This window comes from Lysinibacillus sp. BS3, assembly GCF_039614735.1.
Lineage (GTDB): Bacteria > Bacillota > Bacilli > Bacillales_A > Planococcaceae > Lysinibacillus > Lysinibacillus capsici.
Genome location: NZ_CP154860.1, coordinates 2,711,579 through 2,732,953 on the forward strand (window position 1 = coordinate 2,711,579; position 21,375 = coordinate 2,732,953).

Consider the following 21,375-nt stretch of genomic DNA (forward strand, 5'->3'; position numbering starts at 1 on the left):
TATCTAAATAATAAAAAATTTAATAACACAAAAAAAGGAGATAAATTTTTATCCCCTTTTTGTAAAAATTTTTTTACAACAATTCATATTTTAAACACTTATATTTTAGTAATTGACGAGAAATACCTAAACGTCTAGCTGTTTCCGCTAATCGTCCATCAGTTTCACGCAACTTTTCCGCTATAATTAGACGCTCGTAGGCTTCCGTTAAATCTCGTAAATGCCCAGATTGGTTGTTTTGCATGATCGATTGAGTTGAATGTTGAACATTTTTTTTAATCCTCTCTGGAACATGTTCAACAAGTATTTCATCCCCAAGCAAATTATTATATGCCGATTCAAGGGCATTTTTTAGTTCACGCACATTCCCCGGCCAATGATAGGCATAAAATAACTGAATTACTTCATTACAATAGCTTATATTTTTCTGTAGTGTATGTTCATTGTAAAATTGTATATAAAAATCAAGGATAAGTGGAATATCTTCCTTCCTTAATCTTAGCGGTGGCAAATCAATTTGAAGAACATTTAAGCGATAAAATAAGTCCTCGCGTAGCCTTTTTTCAGCTAATAGTTTGTCCACATCTTCATTGACAGTAGTAATATACCGTATATCCAAGGGCTCACCATTTAACACTTTTATATCTACCGCATGTAAAAGTTTCGCCTGCAAAGATATATCCAATAAATTAAGGTGGTCAATGAGTAGCGTCCCTCCATTAGCCTCCTGTAACTTTCCACTTTTTGCTTCATTGCCCGAGCCGTATAGCTGAGTAAATATATTATCCTCTGTTAATGTTGAGCAGTTCAAAGTAATAAACGGCTTTGTATAGCGTTCACTTTCATTGTGTATGCCTTGTGCGATTATATCTTTCCCAGTTCCAGTTTCCCCAGTTAGTAAAACTGGTGCACTTTTTTGAGCACTACGACGTGCCTTTTCAAGTTGAGTTTTCATTTCGGCGTTTGTTGTAATGTAATCCTCTAAACGATAGGTTGTATGATTATCTCGATATAATTTATGTCCCAGGAAATTATCTAAGTATTTAATTTGCTTAGTTTCATAAAAATGTTTTGAAAATTCAATGGCACCAATGGCTTTTCCATGCTCCATAATGGGATAGGTCGAACTCAGTGATAAATAACTAAAACCGTTCAATGTTGTCAGTTGTTGTTCATAGTATAAAACTGGCTGCCCTGTTTGTATGACTTGAAAAACAGTACTTGTCTCAGGTGATAAATTTTGATAATTATCAGTCACTGTGCTGTGAAAAAATTCATCTGGTGTTAAGCCGATTTCCAATAATATATTTAAATCTGCTAAATCATAAAAGATTGCACAGCCTTTATCATCTGTAATTAAAACATTATCAAATTCACTGAAAGCCTGTGCAAATTGTTGCAATTCCATGAATTTCTCCCCCTTGTCCCCATGAATATTACCCATTATAACGAATTTTCAAAAATTATGAGAGATTTCAATTTTAGCAACACAAAAAAGCTATTTTAGAACATCCATAAAGGAATTGTCTAAAATAGCTTTATCTGTCGTTTATTTTGGTGCGATTACTTCTTTACCGCCCATATAAGGTCTTAAAACTTCAGGAATTACTACGCTGCCATCAGCTTGTTGGTAGTTTTCTAGAAGAGCAGCAACTGTACGACCAATGGCAAGACCTGAGCCGTTTAATGTATGCACATATTCTGGTTTTGCATTTGGCTCACGACGGAAGCGGATATTTGCTCGTCGTGCCTGGAAATCCTCAAAGTTAGAGCAAGAAGAAATTTCACGGTACATGTTTTGTGCAGGAATCCAAACTTCTAAATCATATTTTTTCGCTGCAGTAAAACCTAAATCAGCTGTACACATTTTTAACTTACGATATGGTAAGCCTAGTAATTGTAATACTTTTTCTGCATGACTTGTTAGTAGCTCTAATTGTTCGTATGACTCCTCTGGTTTTACAAAACGAACTAATTCTACTTTATTGAACTGGTGTTGACGAATTAAACCACGTGTATCACGACCTGCAGATCCCGCTTCTGAACGGAAGCAAGCACTATACGCTGCAAAGCCTTGTGGTAAAGCTTCAGCCGGTAAAATCTCATCTCGATAGAAGTTCGTTACTGGTACTTCTGCAGTTGGAATCATAAAATAATCTGTTTCCTCTAATTTGAATACATCTTCCTCAAATTTCGGAAGTTGCCCTGTACCTGTTAGGCTATCTCGATTAACAATGACAGGTGGTAGCATTTCCTCGTAACCATGCTCCTCTGCATGTAAATCCATCATGAATGTCATTAATGCTCGTTCTAAACGAGCACCAAGACCACGATAGAATAAGAAACGGCTACCTGTTACTTTCGCGCCGCGTTCAAAGTCTACAATTTTTAAATCCGTTGCAAGGTCCCAGTGTGCTTTAATATCAAAATCAAATGTCGGAATTTCACCCCACGTATATTCTTCAACATTGTCATCCTCTGTTGTGCCTACTGGTACAGATTCATGTGGGATGTTTGGTAAACGCATCATCATATCTTTAAAGCGCTCTTCAACATCATTTAATTGTACATCTAATTCTTTAATTTCATCGCCAACCTGACGCATACGAGCAATGACTTCATCAGCATTTTCTTTGTTGCGTTTCATAACTGAGATTTGTTCAGATACTTTATTGCGTTCTGCTTTTAATTCTTCTGTTTTGGCAATCAATTCACGACGTTTTGCATCTAAGTCTTCAAAGTCATCTAAGTTTCCCAAGTCCTCATTACGTGTTAATAACATCTCTTTAATTTCCGTGAAATTCTCACGGACGCGTTTAATATCTAACATCTTCATACCTCCAATAGTTTCTTCATGATGGAAAATCGTTGCAGCGAAATGAACACAAAAAAGCCCTCATCCCTAAAAAGGGACGAGAGCTACCCGCGTTGCCACCCTAATTGACTAGACATATTTCTGCCTAGTCCACTTATTTCATAACGGCATTTCAGCCGGCTACAGCCTACTTCATTCACTTCGACTGTGCAACTCCAGGACGGATTCACAAGTGCTTTTATCAGCTTCCACCAACCGCTGACTCTCTAAAAAAAACGTGCTTGCTACTACTTCCCATCATCGTGTTCAGTTATTTAAAATTTAAACATACTGTACTATATGAAAACAAATTTTGCAAGTCATACCATAGAGGTTACAAAATATTCAAGAATTCGTGTATCCTCTGTTAATTCGGGATGAAACGAACAACCCAATAAATGGCCATCTTGTGCCAAGATTATTTTCCCTTCATGTTGTGCAAGAATTTCAACACCTTTACCTACCGCTTCAATATGAGGTGCACGAATAAATACTGCTGGAATCCCTACACCTACTTTAGGAATATCTAGTTGTACTTCGAAGCTATCCACCTGACGTCCATACGAGTTTCTTGCTACAGTCACGTCCATCACAGCCAAATGTGGTTCATCTTCAATTAGATCCTTGGCTAATAAAATTACTCCCGCACATGTACCAAGCATCGGTAATCCTTGCTGAGCAAGTCCACGAATTGGCTCTAGCAGATCAAATCGATCCAGCAATTTTCTCATTGTAGTGCTTTCTCCACCTGGTAACACAAGTCCATCTAGGTTTCCTAAATCCTTTCTTTGTTTTACTTGAATTGCTTCACAACCAAGAGCTTCTAACATTTGTATATGCTCACGAACTGCTCCTTGTAATGCTAATACACCAATTCGCTTCATGCTACCAACCTCGCTCTTGCATACGCTCGTTGTGTCCAAGCTGTGCAATATCAATCCCCTTCATTGGCACTCCGAGCTCTTTTGATATTTCCGCAATAAGCTGATAGTCTTTATAATGAGTAGTCGCCTCTACAATGGCACGTGCAAATTTTTCAGGGTTCTCAGATTTAAAAATACCTGAACCAACGAAAACGCCATCAGCTCCAAGTTCCATCATTAAGGCTGCATCAGCAGGCGTTGCCACTCCTCCTGCTGCGAAGTTTACTACTGGTAAACGACCAAGACGTTTAATTTCTCTTAATAACTCGAAAGGAGCTCCTAGTAATTTCGCCTCTGTCATTAATTCATCCTCTGTCATTCCTACGACTTTACGAACCTGTGCATTTACTTTACGAATATGGCGAACGGCCTCCACAATATTCCCTGTACCTGGTTCACCTTTAGTTCGTAACATCGAGGCACCTTCCCCGATACGACGGGTTGCCTCTCCTAAATCACGACAGCCACACACAAACGGTACTGTGTATTCACTTTTTAATAAATGGTATTCTTCATCAGCTGGTGTTAAAACTTCACTTTCATCAATATAATCAACACCCATTGCTTCTAAGACACGTGCTTCAACAATATGACCAATACGTGCTTTGGCCATCACAGGAATAGTTACAGCCCCCATCACTCCCTCAACAATACGAGGATCGGCCATGCGTGCAACGCCACCTGCTTTCCGAATATCTGACGGTACTCTTTCTAATGCCATAACTGCTACAGCACCTGCAGCTTCTGCAATTTTTGCTTGCTCTGCATTAATGACATCCATAATGACGCCGCCTTTTTGCATTTCTGCCATTCCACGCTTTACTAGCTCTGTACCTGTTTGTTTCATTTTCTAACCTCCACCTTTATGATGAAGTTTAGTATAATAGAAATTGACCATATCAAAATATCCAGTTTTTAAAATATTTATAGGGTCAGGAGGTTCCAGATCATGGATATGCTTTTATTCCAGCTTGAAAGAGATAGTGATAAACCGCTTTATGATCAGCTTTATAACGGTATTAAAGAAGCTATTATTTCTAAAAAAATAACTGTAGGAGAAAAACTGCCTTCAAAAAGAAAATTAGCTGATTTTTTAAACATTTCCCAAACAACAATTGAAATTGCCTATGCTCAGCTTTTAGCTGAAGGCTATATTATGTCCAAATCACGTATTGGCTATTTTGTAGAAGAAATAGATGAACTGCCCTACATTCAACAAGATACTATGGCGTCCATTAATGAATATCCTAAGAAAAAGTCTTACAAAATCGATTTTAATCCAGGATCTATTGATATCGATGCTTTTCCATTTCAAACATGGAGAAAGTATGCAAAAGAGCTTTTTGACGATACCTCAAAGGAGCTATTATTAACAGGGGAACCACAAGGTGAACTGTCTTTACGCACAGAGATTGCTAATTATTTATATCAATCCCGTGGTGTTGTATGCCACCCTGAACAAATTGTTATTGGTTCAGGGACGGAGCAGCTCCTCCCTATGATTCTCCGTCTTTTTAATGAGGACACCAGCTTTGCATTAGAAAACCCGGGATACCCTGCCGTCCATCGAATGTTTTCGCAGCATAAACGAAAAGTTTATCCGATTGCAGTTGATGAAGAGGGCATAATTATTCATGATCTCGAAAAAACAAATGCTAATGTTGTGTATATTACACCCTCACATCAATTCCCAACTGGGGCTGTATTATCTGCTACAAGACGAGCACAAGCTTTAAATTGGGCGGCACAAAGCACCTCTCGTTATATTATTGAGGATGATTATGATTCGGAATTTCGTTATGCTGGAAAACCAATTCCTGCCCTACATGCATTAGATCGAAACGATAAAGTTATTTACATGAGTACTTTTACTAAATCTTTAATGCCATCCTTGCGAGTAGCTTATTTTGTACTTCCACCTAAACTACTTGCTACTTATAACGATGTCTTTAATTATTATTCATCAACGGTGCCTCGTTTTGATCAGCATATTGTAGCAAATTTTATGGGTGATGGGCATTTTGCAAAGCATCTCAATCGTATGCGTAAAATTTATCGTAAAAAACATGATAAACTAACTTCTATTTTAGAAAAATATTCATCATCCATTAACATTACTGGTGAACAAGCGGGTATGCATATTTTATTAGAGGTTCAACACACATTTTCAGAAAAACAATTACAACAGCTCGCGTCTCAAGCAGAAATCGGTATTTATCCATTATCAGCCTATAGACTAGATCATTATGAATCTTCACAAGCTCAATTTTTATTAGGTTTTGGAGGGATTCCCGTACAAGCAATCGAATCATCCATTGAGCAGTTGATGGATTGCTGGAGTATACAAAAAAATGACCCATCTACGTAGATGGGTCGTTTTATATTAAGTCTCAATTAATTGAATTTGATAATGCTCAAACCAAGTATGAATTTGCCCTAGATAAGCTAAAAGCTGGGGACCTGCCATTAATTGCCCATACCACGGAACCTTAAAAGAGCTACCTCCCGATTCAATTAACTCCGCAAGCTTTTGTCGTTCAAATAGTTCATGCAAAATTGAATTTTTATCATGTAGAATTTCCTTCAACCATTTTTGCACTCCTGCTGTATAGATAGGATGATATGTTTTTGGATAAGGATTTTTTTTACGATATAACACTTCATTCGGCAATAGATGTGCCATTGATTTTCGAAGTAATCCTTTTTCTATTCCATCTAAATTCTTCATTTCCCACGGAATATTCCAGGCATATTCTACAAGCCGATGATCTGCAAAAGGGACACGTACCTCTAAACTTGCCCCCATACTCATACGATCCTTCCGCTCTAATAATGTTTGCATAAACCATAGCATATTTAAGTAGGACATTTCACGATGCTTTGCCTCTGCTAGACCTTCTCCATCTAGCAAAGGAACTTCAGCTATTGTTTGTGTATATAGTTGTTGTGCATAGGCTTCAATTTTTAATTTTTTGTTCCACTTCTCTTGGAGTAATGCACTTCTTTCAGACAATGAACGGATCCAAGGGAAACCAGTAGTCCTATCTTTAAACCATGGATAACCACCAAAAATTTCATCTGCACACTCTCCTGATAGCGCTACAGTAAATTCCCTTTTTATTTCACGACAAAACCATAATAACGAAGAATCTACATCTGCCATACCTGGGGAATCACGAACAATGACCGATTCCACTAATAAATCAATTAACTGTTGCTGAGTGATTTCCTCTGCGTGGTGAGCTGTCTTGAAAGTTTCTGTCATTTTTTGAATCCAGTACGTATCCGTGGAGGTCTGGAAAGAATGTGGGTTAAAGAAGCGCTCATTATCTTCATAATCAATAGAATACGTATGCAATTGATGGTTTTGCTGTTGGAATCTATTTGCTGCAATGCCTGTAATAATACTGGAATCTAGTCCTCCTGAAAGAAACGTACAAATGGGTACATCCGAAACTAGCTGACGTTCTATAGCATCCGTTAACAAAAAACCAACATGTTCAATTGTTTCTCCTAATGTTTCTTCATGTCTACGGCTTTGTAGTTGCCAATACGGCCACTTTCTTAAACCTTCTTCTCTAGAGAATCGCATAGCATAGCCAGGTCGTAATTCTTCAATATTTTGAAAAAGGGTTTTACCTGGCGCTCTAGAAGGTCCTACAGCCATCATACTTGCCAACCCTTCAACGTTTACACATGCTTGAACCGTGGGGTGTGCTAGCAGAGCCTTCACCTCAGATGCAAAAAGTACACCTTCTTGTTGCTCTGTATAATACAATGGTTTTACGCCTAGTCGGTCTCGACACAAAAATAAAGACTGTGTTTGCTCATCCCAAACACCGAAGGCAAAAATACCATTTAGAAATTCTACACACTGCTCTTTCCATTCAATATAGGCAGTTAATAGTACTTCAGTATCTGATTGTGTTGTAAAGCTGTACCCTCTTTTTTGAAGTTCCTTACGTAGCTCCTCTGTATTATAAAGTTCGCCATTATATGTAATGACATAGTTCAAACCATCATGGATTTTTTTCATTGGCTGTTTGCCACCGATTAAATCAATAACAGCCAACCGTCGATGGCCAAATGCAATATGCTCACTACACCAAATATTTTCATCATCTGGCCCTCTCTTATTTAATGTTTGCGTCATCGATTTTAATATTGTGTCACTTGTTCTTAAGTCCTTTTGAAAACTAGCCCAGCCTGTAATGCCACACATTTAGCCACATCCTTTCGCCTATTAGCGTATGCTATAGCGTGTAAAAATGTGAAAAAGCACATGAATGCTTAAGTGCATTCATGTGCTCGTATTTAAATATTAAAACAATCCACCAACAAAGTCTGTAATGCCTCCCCATAAATTACCGAAGAAGTTACCTACACCTTGGAAGAACAATGAGATACCGCTAGCACGCTCTACAGCCTCTGTTGTGACAACATCGGATGAAATATCCTTGCCATCGATAAAGCCGTAATCTGTGCCTTCTGTGCGTTCAATAACGACCTTTCCTACAACAGTGCCTTTTTTAACGTCTGCCTCTAAACTCTTTTTATCTAAAACCAATGTAGGTTTATATAAGTCTTTATCAGAAGACTTAATCATAAATGAAATTGGTTCTTTTACTGCAATCGATACTTTGTCTTCTTTACCTTTTGTCACTTTAACTGTTTTTTGATCTTTGAATGTATAGTTCCCTGGTAAAATTTCTTGCTTTGAGAATTGTGAAAAGCCGTAGTTAAATAATTTCGCTGTGGCATCAAAGCGAGCTTCATAGGACCCTTGTCCATTTGCATCAACAGCTTTCATTACAACTGCAATCAAACGAGTACCATTGCGCTCTGCAGTACCTGTGAAGCAGTGACCTGCAAAGTTTGTTGTACCTGTCTTTAATCCATCTACACCTTGATATTCATACACTAACCCCGGTAACATAAAGTTCCAGTTAGACATTTTAATTGCATCTTCTGTTCCTTCACGGAATGTCTTTTTTGCAATTTTAGATGTTTCTAATACCTTTGGGTGATCTTTTAATAAATGATATGCTAATTTTGCTACAGATTTTGCAGGCATCACATTCTCATCTTCTGGGCCTGTGCCTGATGGATGCATACCAAATAAATCAGCATTATTAAGACCAGTAGAGTTGACAAATTTATAGCCCTCTAAACCAAGTTCTTCTGCTTTTTTATTCATTAACTTTAAAAATTCAGTTTCAGAACCTGCGATCGTTTCAGCAATAGCTACGGTTGCTGCATTTGCTGAATAGATTGCCATTGCCTCATATAACTCACGAATCGTATAAGAGCCATCTCTACGTAAAGGTACATTACTTAATGCACGATTTTGAGACATACGATACGTATAATCTGTTACGTGATATTCTTGATCCCATTTAACTTTCCCTGCATCAATCGCGTCCAATAACAGGTATTCAGTCATCATCTTTGTCATACTTGCAATACCTAGTGAAGTATCTGCATTTTGTTCAAATAAAATTTTCCCTGAATCTGCATCAATTAAAATCGCAGCATCCACTGTTAATCCTAAATCTGTTTCCGCATTTGCCTTTGCAGGAATACCTGCAAAAATACTAAATAATAAAACAGGAATTAGGAGTAAGCGTAATACGGTGTTCATTTTCTTTTTCACCTTTAAAGCCCTCCAAAAAATAATCTTGTCCTCGACATTTTATCATAGATAACAACAAACGTGTTGACTCTCTACCATAAAAAAATGCTCTCGCGCCATCTTTGTAGACGATGCGAAAGCATAAAAGTTGCAAGTAATATATTACATGGAATAGTTTGGTGATTCTTTTGTAATCTGTACATCATGTGGATGTGATTCACGAAGGCCAGCACCTGTCATTCTAACAAATTGTGCATTCTCGCGTAGGTGCTCAAGATGTGGAGCTCCACAATAACCCATACCAGCCCGAATACCACCAATCAGTTGGTAGATTGTATCAGCTAATGGTCCTTTATAAGGAAGACGGCCTTCAATACCTTCAGGTACTAATTTTTTTGCATCCTCTTGGAAGTAACGATCTTTAGAACCTTTTTCCATTGCGCCGATAGAACCCATACCACGATAAACTTTAAAGCGACGTCCTTGGAAGATTTCTGTTTCTCCAGGAGATTCAGATGTACCTGCTAGAAGAGAACCAAGCATTACAACGTTGCCTCCAGCTGCTAGAGCTTTTACGATATCACCAGAGTATTTAATACCACCATCAGCAATTATTGTTTTACCTAGCTCACGAGCTACTGTAGCACAATCATATACTGCTGTAATTTGTGGTACACCTACACCTGCTACAACACGTGTAGTACAAATAGAACCAGGACCGATACCTACTTTAACAACATCTGCTCCTGCTTCAAATAATGCACGTGCGCCTTCTCCTGTAGCAACATTACCAGCGATGATTTCTAGCTCAGGGTAAGTCTCACGGATTGAGCGAATTGTTTGTAATACGCCTTCTGAATGACCATGGGCCGTATCGATTACAACAATGTCAACTTGTGCTTCAACAAGCTTCTCAATACGTACCATCGTATCTTTTGATACACCAACTGCCGCGCCTACTAATAAACGGCCATGTGTATCTTTCGCAGCATTCGGGAATTCAATCACTTTCTCGATATCCTTAATTGTAATTAGTCCAGTTAATCTACCTTCTTCATCTACAATTGGAAGCTTTTCGATTTTATATTGTTGAAGAATTTTTTCAGCATCCTCTAAAGTCGTTCCCACTGGTGCTGTAATCAAATCTTCTTTCGTCATTACATCTTCAATTTTTAAAGAGTAGTCAGAGATAAAACGTAAATCACGGTTTGTAATAATCCCTACTAGCTTTTGATTTTCCATACTATCAACAATAGGAACACCAGAGATTCGGTATTTACCCATTAGATGCTCAGCATCGAAAACTTGATGTGTCGGAGTTAAGAAGAATGGGTTTGTAATAACACCATTTTCAGAACGTTTTACTTTTTCTACTTGTTCAGCTTGCTCATCAATCCCCATGTTTTTATGGATAATACCGATACCGCCTTGACGTGCCATAGCAATCGCCATTTTAGACTCTGTAACTGTATCCATACCTGCGCTGACCATTGGGATGTTTAATTTAATCTTTGGTGTTAATTGAACAGATAAATCAACATCTTTCGGTAGTACTTCGGAATGAGCTGGTACTAATAATACATCATCAAAAGTTAAACCTTCTTTGGCAAATTTAGTCTCCCACATTTTCGTAACTTCCTCCTATAGTTAAAAGAATATTAATTGTAAGATTAACAACGTGGACTGCTACTGTCAAGGAACTTATAAAAGAAAGACAATTCAGATTTTTAACAAATAACAATTAAGATAAACAATACAAATAATTAACTACATTTTCGAGGCATTTATTTGCATTTTTTAAATTCAGAAAACACTTTTGAACAATCTCTTTAGTAGAGTTAAAAGTTATCAAAAGAGAAAGTAAAAAAACAGCCAGCATACAGCTGACTGTTTTATTGCCTAGCGACGTCCTACTCTCACAGGGGGAAGCCCCCAACTACCATCGGCGCTAAAGAGCTTAACTTCCGTGTTCGGTATGGGAACGGGTGTGACCTCTTTGCCATCATCACTAGACTTTTTATTTAATTGAAAGATTTATTCTTTCAAAACTGGATAAACGGTGCATTGAATGTTTCAAACTTTTTTGGTTAAGTCCTCGATCGATTAGTATTCGTCAGCTCCATGTGTCACCACACTTCCACCTCGAACCTATCTACCTCATCGTCTTTGAGGGATCTTACTTACTTGCGTAATGGGAAATCTCATCTTGAGGGGGGCTTCATGCTTAGATGCTTTCAGCACTTATCCCGTCCACACATAGCTACCCAGCGATGCCTTTGGCAAGACAACTGGTACACCAGCGGTGTGTCCATCCCGGTCCTCTCGTACTAAGGACAGCTCCTCTCAAATTTCCTACGCCCACGACGGATAGGGACCGAACTGTCTCACGACGTTCTGAACCCAGCTCGCGTACCGCTTTAATGGGCGAACAGCCCAACCCTTGGGACCGACTACAGCCCCAGGATGCGATGAGCCGACATCGAGGTGCCAAACCTCCCCGTCGATGTGGACTCTTGGGGGAGATAAGCCTGTTATCCCCGGGGTAGCTTTTATCCGTTGAGCGATGGCCCTTCCATGCGGAACCACCGGATCACTAAGCCCGTCTTTCGACCCTGCTCGACTTGTAGGTCTCGCAGTCAAGCTCCCTTGTGCCTTTACACTCTACGAATGATTTCCAACCATTCTGAGGGAACCTTTGGGCGCCTCCGTTACCTTTTAGGAGGCGACCGCCCCAGTCAAACTGTCCACCTGACACTGTCTCCTGCCCCGCTAAGGGGCATGGGTTAGAATTTCAATACAACCAGGGTAGTATCCCACCGACGCCTCCTTCGAAGCTGGCGCTCCGAGATCTCTGGCTCCTACCTATCCTGTACAAGTTGTACCAAAATTCAATATCAGGCTACAGTAAAGCTCCACGGGGTCTTTCCGTCCTGTCGCGGGTAACCTGCATCTTCACAGGTACTATAATTTCACCGAGTCTCTCGTTGAGACAGTGCCCAGATCGTTACGCCTTTCGTGCGGGTCGGAACTTACCCGACAAGGAATTTCGCTACCTTAGGACCGTTATAGTTACGGCCGCCGTTTACTGGGGCTTCAATTCGCAGCTTCGCTTGCGCTAACCACTCCTCTTAACCTTCCAGCACCGGGCAGGCGTCAGCCCCTATACGTCACCTTACGGTTTTGCAGAGACCTGTGTTTTTGCTAAACAGTCGCCTGGGCCTATTCACTGCGGCTCTCATGCGCTTGCACGCTCAAGAGCACCCCTTCTCCCGAAGTTACGGGGTCATTTTGCCGAGTTCCTTAACGAGAGTTCTCTCGCACACCTTAGGATTCTCTCCTCGACTACCTGTGTCGGTTTGCGGTACGGGCACCTCTCACCTCGATAGAGGCTTTTCTTGGCAGTGTGAAATCAGGAACTTCGTCCATACGGACTCGCCATCACAGCTCAACGTTACAGTGTGCGGATTTGCCTACACACACGCCTTACTGCTTGGACGCGCACAACCAACGGCGCGCTTACCCTATCCTACTGCGTCCCCCCATTTCTCAAACGGTGAGGAGGTGGTACAGGAATATCAACCTGTTGTCCATCGCCTACGCCTATCGGCCTCGGCTTAGGTCCCGACTAACCCTGAGCGGACGAGCCTTCCTCAGGAAACCTTAGTCATACGGTGGACGGGATTCTCACCCGTCTTTCGCTACTCATACCGGCATTCTCACTTCTAAGCGCTCCACCAGTCCTTCCGATCTGACTTCAACGCACTTAGAACGCTCTCCTACCACTGACATCGTAGATGTCAATCCACAGCTTCGGTGAATCGTTTAGCCCCGATACATTTTCGGCGCAGCGTCACTCGACCAGTGAGCTATTACGCACTCTTTAAATGATGGCTGCTTCTAAGCCAACATCCTGGTTGTCTGTGCAACGCCACATCCTTTTCCACTTAACGATTACTTTGGGACCTTAGCTGGTGGTCTGGGCTGTTTCCCTTTTGACTACGGATCTTATCACTCGCAGTCTGACTCCCGTGTATAAATATCTGGCATTCGGAGTTTGTCTGAATTCGGTAAACCGGGATGGCCCCCTAGTCCAAACAGTGCTCTACCTCCAGTATTCTCATCACGAGGCTAGCCCTAAAGCTATTTCGGAGAGAACCAGCTATCTCCAAGTTCGATTGGAATTTCTCCGCTACCCACACCTCATCCCCGCACTTTTCAACGTGCGTGGGTTCGGGCCTCCAGTAAGTGTTACCTCACCTTCACCCTGGACATGGGTAGATCACCTGGTTTCGGGTCTACGACCACGTACTATTTCGCCCTATTCAGACTCGCTTTCGCTGCGGCTCCGCCTTCTAAAGCTTAACCTTGCACGTAATCGTAACTCGCCGGTTCATTCTACAAAAGGCACGCTATCACCCATTAACGGGCTCTAACTACTTGTAGGCACACGGTTTCAGGATCTCTTTCACTCCCCTTCCGGGGTGCTTTTCACCTTTCCCTCACGGTACTGGTTCACTATCGGTCACTAGGTAGTATTTAGCCTTGGGAGATGGTCCTCCCGGATTCCGACGGAATTTCACGTGTTCCGCCGTACTCAGGATCCACTCAGGAGAGAACGAACTTTCGACTACAGGGCTTTTACCTGCTCTGGCGGACCTTTCCAAGTCGCTTCATCTAACTCGCTCTTTTGTAACTCCGTATAGAGTGTCCTACAACCCCAAGAGGCAAGCCTCTTGGTTTGGGCTCTTCCCGTTTCGCTCGCCGCTACTCAGGGAATCGATTTTTCTTTCTCTTCCTCCAGGTACTTAGATGTTTCAGTTCCCTGGGTCTGCCTTCAAGACGCTATGTATTCACGTCAAGATACTACGCGATTAAACGTAGTGGGTTCCCCCATTCGGAAATCTCCGGATCAAAGCTCACTTACAGCTCCCCGAAGCATATCGGTGTTAGTGCCGTCCTTCTTCGGCTCCTAGTGCCAAGGCATTCGCCGTGCGCCCTTAATAACTTAACCAAGTTATTAAGCCTATAAAAAACTTAAAAAATAAATGTGTTTGTTACAATTTCAATGTCGTTTTATCCAGTTTTCAAAGAACAAGTTTTGAAGTGTTTCATTCAGATAGAATGAACCTTCAAAACTGAACGCAAAACGTAATCTTACAAACCCAAGGTTTGTATTCCGAAATAATCCTTAGAAAGGAGGTGATCCAGCCGCACCTTCCGATACGGCTACCTTGTTACGACTTCACCCCAATCATCTATCCCACCTTCGGCGGCTGGCTCCAAAAGGTTACCTCACCGACTTCGGGTGTTACAAACTCTCGTGGTGTGACGGGCGGTGTGTACAAGGCCCGGGAACGTATTCACCGCGGCATGCTGATCCGCGATTACTAGCGATTCCGGCTTCATGTAGGCGAGTTGCAGCCTACAATCCGAACTGAGAACGACTTTATCGGATTAGCTCCCTCTCGCGAGTTGGCAACCGTTTGTATCGTCCATTGTAGCACGTGTGTAGCCCAGGTCATAAGGGGCATGATGATTTGACGTCATCCCCACCTTCCTCCGGTTTGTCACCGGCAGTCACCTTAGAGTGCCCAACTAAATGATGGCAACTAAGATCAAGGGTTGCGCTCGTTGCGGGACTTAACCCAACATCTCACGACACGAGCTGACGACAACCATGCACCACCTGTCACCGTTGCCCCCGAAGGGGAAACTATATCTCTACAGTGGTCAACGGGATGTCAAGACCTGGTAAGGTTCTTCGCGTTGCTTCGAATTAAACCACATGCTCCACCGCTTGTGCGGGCCCCCGTCAATTCCTTTGAGTTTCAGTCTTGCGACCGTACTCCCCAGGCGGAGTGCTTAATGCGTTAGCTGCAGCACTAAGGGGCGGAAACCCCCTAACACTTAGCACTCATCGTTTACGGCGTGGACTACCAGGGTATCTAATCCTGTTTGCTCCCCACGCTTTCGCGCCTCAGCGTCAGTTACAGACCAGAAAGTCGCCTTCGCCACTGGTGTTCCTCCAAATCTCTACGCATTTCACCGCTACACTTGGAATTCCACTTTCCTCTTCTGCACTCAAGTCCCCCAGTTTCCAATGACCCTCCACGGTTGAGCCGTGGGCTTTCACATCAGACTTAAAGGACCGCCTGCGCGCGCTTTACGCCCAATAATTCCGGACAACGCTTGCCACCTACGTATTACCGCGGCTGCTGGCACGTAGTTAGCCGTGGCTTTCTAATAAGGTACCGTCAAGGTACAGCCAGTTACTACTGTACTTGTTCTTCCCTTACAACAGAGTTTTACGATCCGAAAACCTTCTTCACTCACGCGGCGTTGCTCCATCAGGCTTTCGCCCATTGTGGAAGATTCCCTACTGCTGCCTCCCGTAGGAGTCTGGGCCGTGTCTCAGTCCCAGTGTGGCCGATCACCCTCTCAGGTCGGCTACGCATCGTCGCCTTGGTGAGCCGTTACCTCACCAACTAGCTAATGCGCCGCGGGCCCATCCTATAGCGACAGCCGAAACCGTCTTTCAGTCTCTTGCCATGAAGCAAAAGAGATTATTCGGTATTAGCCCCGGTTTCCCGGAGTTATCCCAAACTATAGGGTAGGTTGCCCACGTGTTACTCACCCGTCCGCCGCTAACGTCAAAGGAGCAAGCTCCTTTTCTGTTCGCTCGACTTGCATGTATTAGGCACGCCGCCAGCGTTCGTCCTGAGCCAGGATCAAACTCTCCATAAAAGAAATTTGATTAGCTCAAATTGTTTTGCTGGCATCATGTTTGATGTCCAAAATTGTGTTTCGTTCACTAGCAAAACTAGCTACTTAAAACTTTATTGATTACGTTTTGCTTGTTCAGTTTTCAAGGTTCATTTTGTTTACTCTTCTGTAAGAGTTAACTTTTATATAATAACATGTTTTATATTTAATGTCAAACAGTTATTTTATTTTATATTTTAGTAGCTGCATATCTCAACAGCAACTTTTATATAATAACACCCTATTTTTCATTGGTCAATAGTTTTATAATTATTTTTTTAAAAAATTACAACCTCAATCTTGGCCAATTTCGTAAAAATTGAATTGTACGGTTTCTTCCTATATCTAATAGAGTTTCTTTTGTTTCTTCATTTAAATCAAATTGGGTTGCACTATAATCTTCTACAGGAATAAAAATAATGTCTCTTTCGTGTCGTCTTGATATATACCTTTCATCATGTGCATCTTTCATAGTTGAAAATAGTGCCTCAAATAAATTTAGACCATTCTTAATTTCTTGAGGACATTGTTCTTCTCCTCTTCTACTCAGTTTCAGACCTAAAATCGGACGTACTTTCCGACCTTCTTTATCATCGAATATCCATAGTGGAAAATTACTTAAAACACCACCATCCACTATAACCGATTCACCCTTACCAGTCTTTAATGTAACTGGTTCAAAGAAAAAAGGTATACCACAACTCATGCGTAACGCACAAGCTACTGAAAAATTCTTTGCTTCAATTTGATATTTATGCAAATCGTCTGGTAAAACAATCATTCTACCATTCGTTAAATCTGAAGCTACTAATTTAAGTGAATCTTTAGGCAGATCACCAAAAGTATATACTCCTTTTGCAGCTAGCTTTTGGAAAAACCATTTTTCTAACGCCTTTCCTTTATAGAGACCTAAATGATTATAAACATTTACCCATTTCATAAAAGGAAAAGGTAAAATTGTTCTTCTTGGATCAAGTAATGAAGGAACATCTAACTCTTCTAGCATAATTTCTATCTCTTTTCCACTATATCCTGCCGCAATAAAGGCGGCTAAAATGGCACCCGCACTTGTACCAGCTACACGTTTAAATCGAAAATGTTCAGCTTCTAGTACTTGATATGCCCCTACTAATGCAAAGCCCTTCAAACCGCCACCAGAAAACACGCCATCAATCCACAAAATTTCCTCTCCTTTTTGATGTAATCTTTACAGTATAAGAATGAAGAATGACGAATAGAACTAAATTTTCTACTTTATTGACGATACTTATGTACATAGCAGCAAACTTTAACCAAGTGTCTAGCTAAAATTCGATTACAGTATCATATAAGAATATGCGGCGAAATATCGTTATTCTAAGAAATGTAAAGAGCTACTTAAATGCTAAAGTAGTTTCAACAATAATTTTAGTTCCGGAAATTTTTAGTGTAGAACATATTTTTAACAACAAAAATAAAGGGCCTAAGCCCCCAACAATATTTAATTTAAATCACAGCCCTTATCTATATTAACTATGTCTTATAAGAACGTACTGATGGTGATTGATATTATTTAATTTTAAAAAAAGTTACAGAATGTTTAGCTATCCACAAATGCTGGGGTTTTCATAACTTCTAATTTTATTCTTTCACTGAAGGCTTGAAAATTTTAGCCGACTTAGTTAATAGCTTACTAACCCCTTCTATATCTTGCTAAGATTACAATGAATCAGAACCAAGTTAGACTGGTGGTTTGCTCTCGCGTGAAACGCTGGGGTACTGGTCCGTGTCAAAAGACACACTCAAAACTTCCTGTTTCCATATTTGTATTCAGGTTGGCATGCCGATCGAATATTAAGCTACTCTTCCCTTTCAAATAAACCACAAAAGATGAAACAATTATTTTTGCTCGAATACTCACCAACATACCTGATTGCTCGGCTGTTTTTTTCTTGTCCATAGCTAGAAGCTCTTTGGAACCCCTCGCATAGCAAGGTTTTTTTAAAATATACAATAAAAAAACAGTCAGCGCACAGCTGACTGTTTTTTTTGCCTAGCGACGTCCTACTCTCACAGGGGGAAGCCCCCAACTACCATCGGCGCTAAAGAGCTTAACTTCCGTGTTCGGTATGGGAACGGGTGTGACCTCTTTGCCATCATCACTAGACTTTGTATTTAATTGAAAGATTTATTCTTTCAAAACTGGATAAACGGCACATTGAATGTTTCAAACTTTTTTGGTTAAGTCCTCGATCGATTAGTATTCGTCAGCTCCATGTGTCACCACACTTCCACCTCGAACCTATCTACCTCATCGTCTTTGAGGGATCTTACTTACTTGCGTAATGGGAAATCTCATCTTGAGGGGGGCTTCATGCTTAGATGCTTTCAGCACTTATCCCGTCCACACATAGCTACCCAGCGATGCCTTTGGCAAGACAACTGGTACACCAGCGGTGTGTCCATCCCGGTCCTCTCGTACTAAGGACAGCTCCTCTCAAATTTCCTACGCCCACGACGGATAGGGACCGAACTGTCTCACGACGTTCTGAACCCAGCTCGCGTACCGCTTTAATGGGCGAACAGCCCAACCCTTGGGACCGACTACAGCCCCAGGATGCGATGAGCCGACATCGAGGTGCCAAACCTCCCCGTCGATGTGGACTCTTGGGGGAGATAAGCCTGTTATCCCCGGGGTAGCTTTTATCCGTTGAGCGATGGCCCTTCCATGCGGAACCACCGGATCACTAAGCCCGTCTTTCGACCCTGCTCGACTTGTAGGTCTCGCAGTCAAGCTCCCTTGTGCCTTTACACTCTACGAATGATTTCCAACCATTCTGAGGGAACCTTTGGGCGCCTCCGTTACCTTTTAGGAGGCGACCGCCCCAGTCAAACTGTCCGCCTGACACTGTCTCCTGCCCCGCTAAGGGGCATGGGTTAGAATTTCAATACAACCAGGGTAGTATCCCACCGACGCCTCCTTCGAAGCTGGCGCTCCGAGATCTCTGGCTCCTACCTATCCTGTACAAGTTGTACCAAAATTCAATATCAGGCTACAGTAAAGCTCCACGGGGTCTTTCCGTCCTGTCGCGGGTAACCTGCATCTTCACAGGTACTATAATTTCACCGAGTCTCTCGTTGAGACAGTGCCCAGATCGTTACGCCTTTCGTGCGGGTCGGAACTTACCCGACAAGGAATTTCGCTACCTTAGGACCGTTATAGTTACGGCCGCCGTTTACTGGGGCTTCAATTCGCAGCTTCGCTTGCGCTAACCACTCCTCTTAACCTTCCAGCACCGGGCAGGCGTCAGCCCCTATACGTCACCTTACGGTTTTGCAGAGACCTGTGTTTTTGCTAAACAGTCGCCTGGGCCTATTCACTGCGGCTCTCATGCGCTTGCACGCTCAAGAGCACCCCTTCTCCCGAAGTTACGGGGTCATTTTGCCGAGTTCCTTAACGAGAGTTCTCTCGCACACCTTAGGATTCTCTCCTCGACTACCTGTGTCGGTTTGCGGTACGGGCACCTCTCACCTCGATAGAGGCTTTTCTTGGCAGTGTGAAATCAGGAACTTCGTCCATACGGACTCGCCATCACAGCTCAACGTTACAGTGTGCGGATTTGCCTACACACACGCCTTACTGCTTGGACGCGCACAACCAACGGCGCGCTTACCCTATCCTACTGCGTCCCCCCATTTCTCAAACGGTGAGGAGGTGGTACAGGAATATCAACCTGTTGTCCATCGCCTACGCCTATCGGCCTCGGCTTAGGTCCCGACTAACCCTGAGCGGACGAGCCTTCCTCAGGAAACCTTAGTCATACGGTGGACGGGATTCTCACCCGTCTTTCGCTACTCATACCGGCATTCTCACTTCTAAGCGCTCCACCAGTCCTTCCGATCTGACTTCAACGCACTTAGAACGCTCTCCTACCACTGACATCGTAGATGTCAATCCACAGCTTCGGTGAATCGTTTAGCCCCGATACATTTTCGGCGCAGCGTCACTCGACCAGTGAGCTATTACGCACTCTTTAAATGATGGCTGCTTCTAAGCCAACATCCTGGTTGTCTGTGCAACGCCACATCCTTTTCCACTTAACGATTACTTTGGGACCTTAGCTGGTGGTCTGGGCTGTTTCCCTTTTGACTACGGATCTTATCACTCGCAGTCTGACTCCCGTGTATAAATATCTGGCATTCGGAGTTTGTCTGAATTCGGTAAACCGGGATGGCCCCCTAGTCCAAACAGTGCTCTACCTCCAGTATTCTCATCACGAGGCTAGCCCTAAAGCTATTTCGGAGAGAACCAGCTATCTCCAAGTTCGATTGGAATTTCTCCGCTACCCACACCTCATCCCCGCACTTTTCAACGTGCGTGGGTTCGGGCCTCCAGTAAGTGTTACCTCACCTTCACCCTGGACATGGGTAGATCACCTGGTTTCGGGTCTACGACCACGTACTACTTCGCCCTATTCAGACTCGCTTTCGCTGCGGCTCCGCCTTCTAAAGCTTAACCTTGCACGTAATCGTAACTCGCCGGTTCATTCTACAAAAGGCACGCTATCACCCATTAACGGGCTCTAACTACTTGTAGGCACACGGTTTCAGGATCTCTTTCACTCCCCTTCCGGGGTGCTTTTCACCTTTCCCTCACGGTACTGGTTCACTATCGGTCACTAGGTAGTATTTAGCCTTGGGAGATGGTCCTCCCGGATTCCGACGGAATTTCACGTGTTCCGCCGTACTCAGGATCCACTCAGGAGAGAACGAACTTTCGACTACAGGGCTTTTACCTGCTCTGGCGGACCTTTCCAAGTCGCTTCATCTAACTCGCTCTTTTGTAACTCCGTATAGAGTGTCCTACAACCCCAAGAGGCAAGCCTCTTGGTTTGGGCTCTTCCCGTTTCGCTCGCCGCTACTCAGGGAATCGATTTTTCTTTCTCTTCCTCCAGGTACTTAGATGTTTCAGTTCCCTGGGTCTGCCTTCAAGACGCTATGTATTCACGTCAAGATACTACGCGATTAAACGTAGTGGGTTCCCCCATTCGGAAATCTCCGGATCAAAGCTCACTTACAGCTCCCCGAAGCATATCGGTGTTAGTGCCGTCCTTCTTCGGCTCCTAGTGCCAAGGCATTCGCCGTGCGCCCTTAATAACTTAACCAAGTTATTAAGCCTATAAAAAACTTAAAAAATAAATGTGTTTGTTACAATTTCAATGTCG

Annotated in this window: 9 protein-coding genes, 5 rRNA genes, 1 pseudogene and 1 other annotated feature; of the genes and pseudogenes, 1 reads left to right on the forward strand and 14 read right to left on the reverse strand. The window is 42.5% G+C overall.

The window, feature by feature from the left end; all coding sequences use genetic code 11:
- Window positions 1–73 precede the first annotated feature (73 nt).
- From AAJG31_RS13355 to pdxS, 4 genes are all read right to left on the reverse strand, one after another.
- Complete coding sequence (locus AAJG31_RS13355; protein ID WP_279493553.1) at window positions 74–1,408, reverse strand: sigma 54-interacting transcriptional regulator; 1,335 nt, start codon at window positions 1,406–1,408, stop codon at window positions 74–76.
- A gap of 141 nt (window positions 1,409–1,549) precedes the next feature.
- Window positions 1,550–2,830 (reverse strand): serine--tRNA ligase, encoded by a 1,281-nt coding sequence (serS, locus tag AAJG31_RS13360; RefSeq protein WP_048390985.1) that lies wholly within the window; start codon window positions 2,828–2,830, stop codon window positions 1,550–1,552.
- Window positions 2,831–2,905: 75 nt separating this feature from the next.
- Window positions 2,906–3,125 (reverse strand) — a binding site (T-box leader).
- Between the two features lie 49 nt (window positions 3,126–3,174).
- Entirely contained in the window at window positions 3,175–3,738 is a 564-nt protein-coding gene (gene pdxT, locus AAJG31_RS13365; protein ID WP_279493552.1) for a pyridoxal 5'-phosphate synthase glutaminase subunit PdxT, read from the reverse strand.
- 1 nt (window position 3,739) lies between these two features.
- The gene (gene pdxS / locus AAJG31_RS13370) at window positions 3,740–4,624 is read right to left on the reverse strand and encodes a pyridoxal 5'-phosphate synthase lyase subunit PdxS (protein ID WP_279493551.1); all 885 of its coding nucleotides are present in this window, start codon (window positions 4,622–4,624) and stop codon (window positions 3,740–3,742) included.
- Window positions 4,625–4,726: 102 nt separating this feature from the next.
- Between pdxS and AAJG31_RS13375 the strand changes: the two genes are divergently transcribed.
- Window positions 4,727–6,145, forward strand: a complete 1,419-nt coding sequence (locus tag AAJG31_RS13375) for a PLP-dependent aminotransferase family protein (protein WP_279493550.1) — start codon at window positions 4,727–4,729, stop codon at window positions 6,143–6,145.
- Window positions 6,146–6,160: 15 nt separating this feature from the next.
- Here the strand turns inward: AAJG31_RS13375 and asnB are convergent, their stop codons facing one another.
- The 10 genes and pseudogenes from asnB to AAJG31_RS13425 form a co-directional block, all read right to left on the reverse strand.
- Window positions 6,161–7,999, reverse strand: coding sequence for an asparagine synthase (glutamine-hydrolyzing) (gene asnB / locus AAJG31_RS13380; RefSeq protein ID WP_279493549.1), 1,839 nt, complete (start codon window positions 7,997–7,999; stop codon window positions 6,161–6,163).
- 99 nt (window positions 8,000–8,098) lie between these two features.
- Window positions 8,099–9,430, reverse strand: a complete 1,332-nt coding sequence (locus AAJG31_RS13385) for a D-alanyl-D-alanine carboxypeptidase family protein (RefSeq protein ID WP_081010913.1) — start codon at window positions 9,428–9,430, stop codon at window positions 8,099–8,101.
- A gap of 141 nt (window positions 9,431–9,571) precedes the next feature.
- Window positions 9,572–11,035 (reverse strand): IMP dehydrogenase, encoded by a 1,464-nt coding sequence (gene guaB, locus AAJG31_RS13390; RefSeq protein WP_004233999.1) that lies wholly within the window; start codon window positions 11,033–11,035, stop codon window positions 9,572–9,574.
- A gap of 271 nt (window positions 11,036–11,306) precedes the next feature.
- A 5S ribosomal RNA gene (gene rrf, locus AAJG31_RS13395) occupies window positions 11,307–11,422 on the reverse strand.
- Window positions 11,423–11,492: 70 nt separating this feature from the next.
- Window positions 11,493–14,420 (reverse strand): 23S ribosomal RNA (locus AAJG31_RS13400).
- 181 nt (window positions 14,421–14,601) lie between these two features.
- Window positions 14,602–16,153, reverse strand: a 16S ribosomal RNA gene (locus AAJG31_RS13405).
- The 16S, 23S and 5S rRNA genes sit together here, the layout of an rRNA operon.
- 304 nt (window positions 16,154–16,457) lie before the next feature.
- Window positions 16,458–17,351, reverse strand: coding sequence for a patatin-like phospholipase family protein (locus AAJG31_RS13410; RefSeq protein ID WP_279493548.1), 894 nt, complete (start codon window positions 17,349–17,351; stop codon window positions 16,458–16,460).
- A 604-nt stretch (window positions 17,352–17,955) separates the two neighbouring features.
- Window positions 17,956–18,077 (reverse strand): annotated as a pseudogene (locus tag AAJG31_RS13415) (IS200/IS605 family transposase); the annotation flags it as partial.
- Window positions 18,078–18,201: 124 nt separating this feature from the next.
- Window positions 18,202–18,317: ribosomal RNA gene (rrf, locus tag AAJG31_RS13420) — 5S ribosomal RNA — on the reverse strand.
- A 70-nt stretch (window positions 18,318–18,387) separates the two neighbouring features.
- Window positions 18,388–21,315 (reverse strand): 23S ribosomal RNA (locus AAJG31_RS13425).
- Between the last annotated feature and the right edge of the window lie 60 nt (window positions 21,316–21,375).

What these genes read in the sequence shown, in the direction of transcription:
- guaB (WP_004233999.1), bottom strand. Translation starts at nt 11,035, where the DNA reads ATGTGGGAGACTAAATTTGCCAAAGAAGGTTTAACTTTTGATGATGTA.
- serS (WP_048390985.1), bottom strand. Translation starts at nt 2,830, where the DNA reads ATGTTAGATATTAAACGCGTCCGTGAGAATTTCACGGAAATTAAAGAG.
- pdxS (WP_279493551.1), bottom strand. Translation starts at nt 4,624, where the DNA reads ATGAAACAAACAGGTACAGAGCTAGTAAAGCGTGGAATGGCAGAAATG.
- AAJG31_RS13375 (WP_279493550.1), top strand. Translation starts at nt 4,727, where the DNA reads ATGGATATGCTTTTATTCCAGCTTGAAAGAGATAGTGATAAACCGCTT.
- AAJG31_RS13355 (WP_279493553.1), bottom strand. Translation starts at nt 1,408, where the DNA reads ATGGAATTGCAACAATTTGCACAGGCTTTCAGTGAATTTGATAATGTT.
- pdxT (WP_279493552.1), bottom strand. Translation starts at nt 3,738, where the DNA reads ATGAAGCGAATTGGTGTATTAGCATTACAAGGAGCAGTTCGTGAGCAT.
- asnB (WP_279493549.1), bottom strand. Translation starts at nt 7,999, where the DNA reads ATGTGTGGCATTACAGGCTGGGCTAGTTTTCAAAAGGACTTAAGAACA.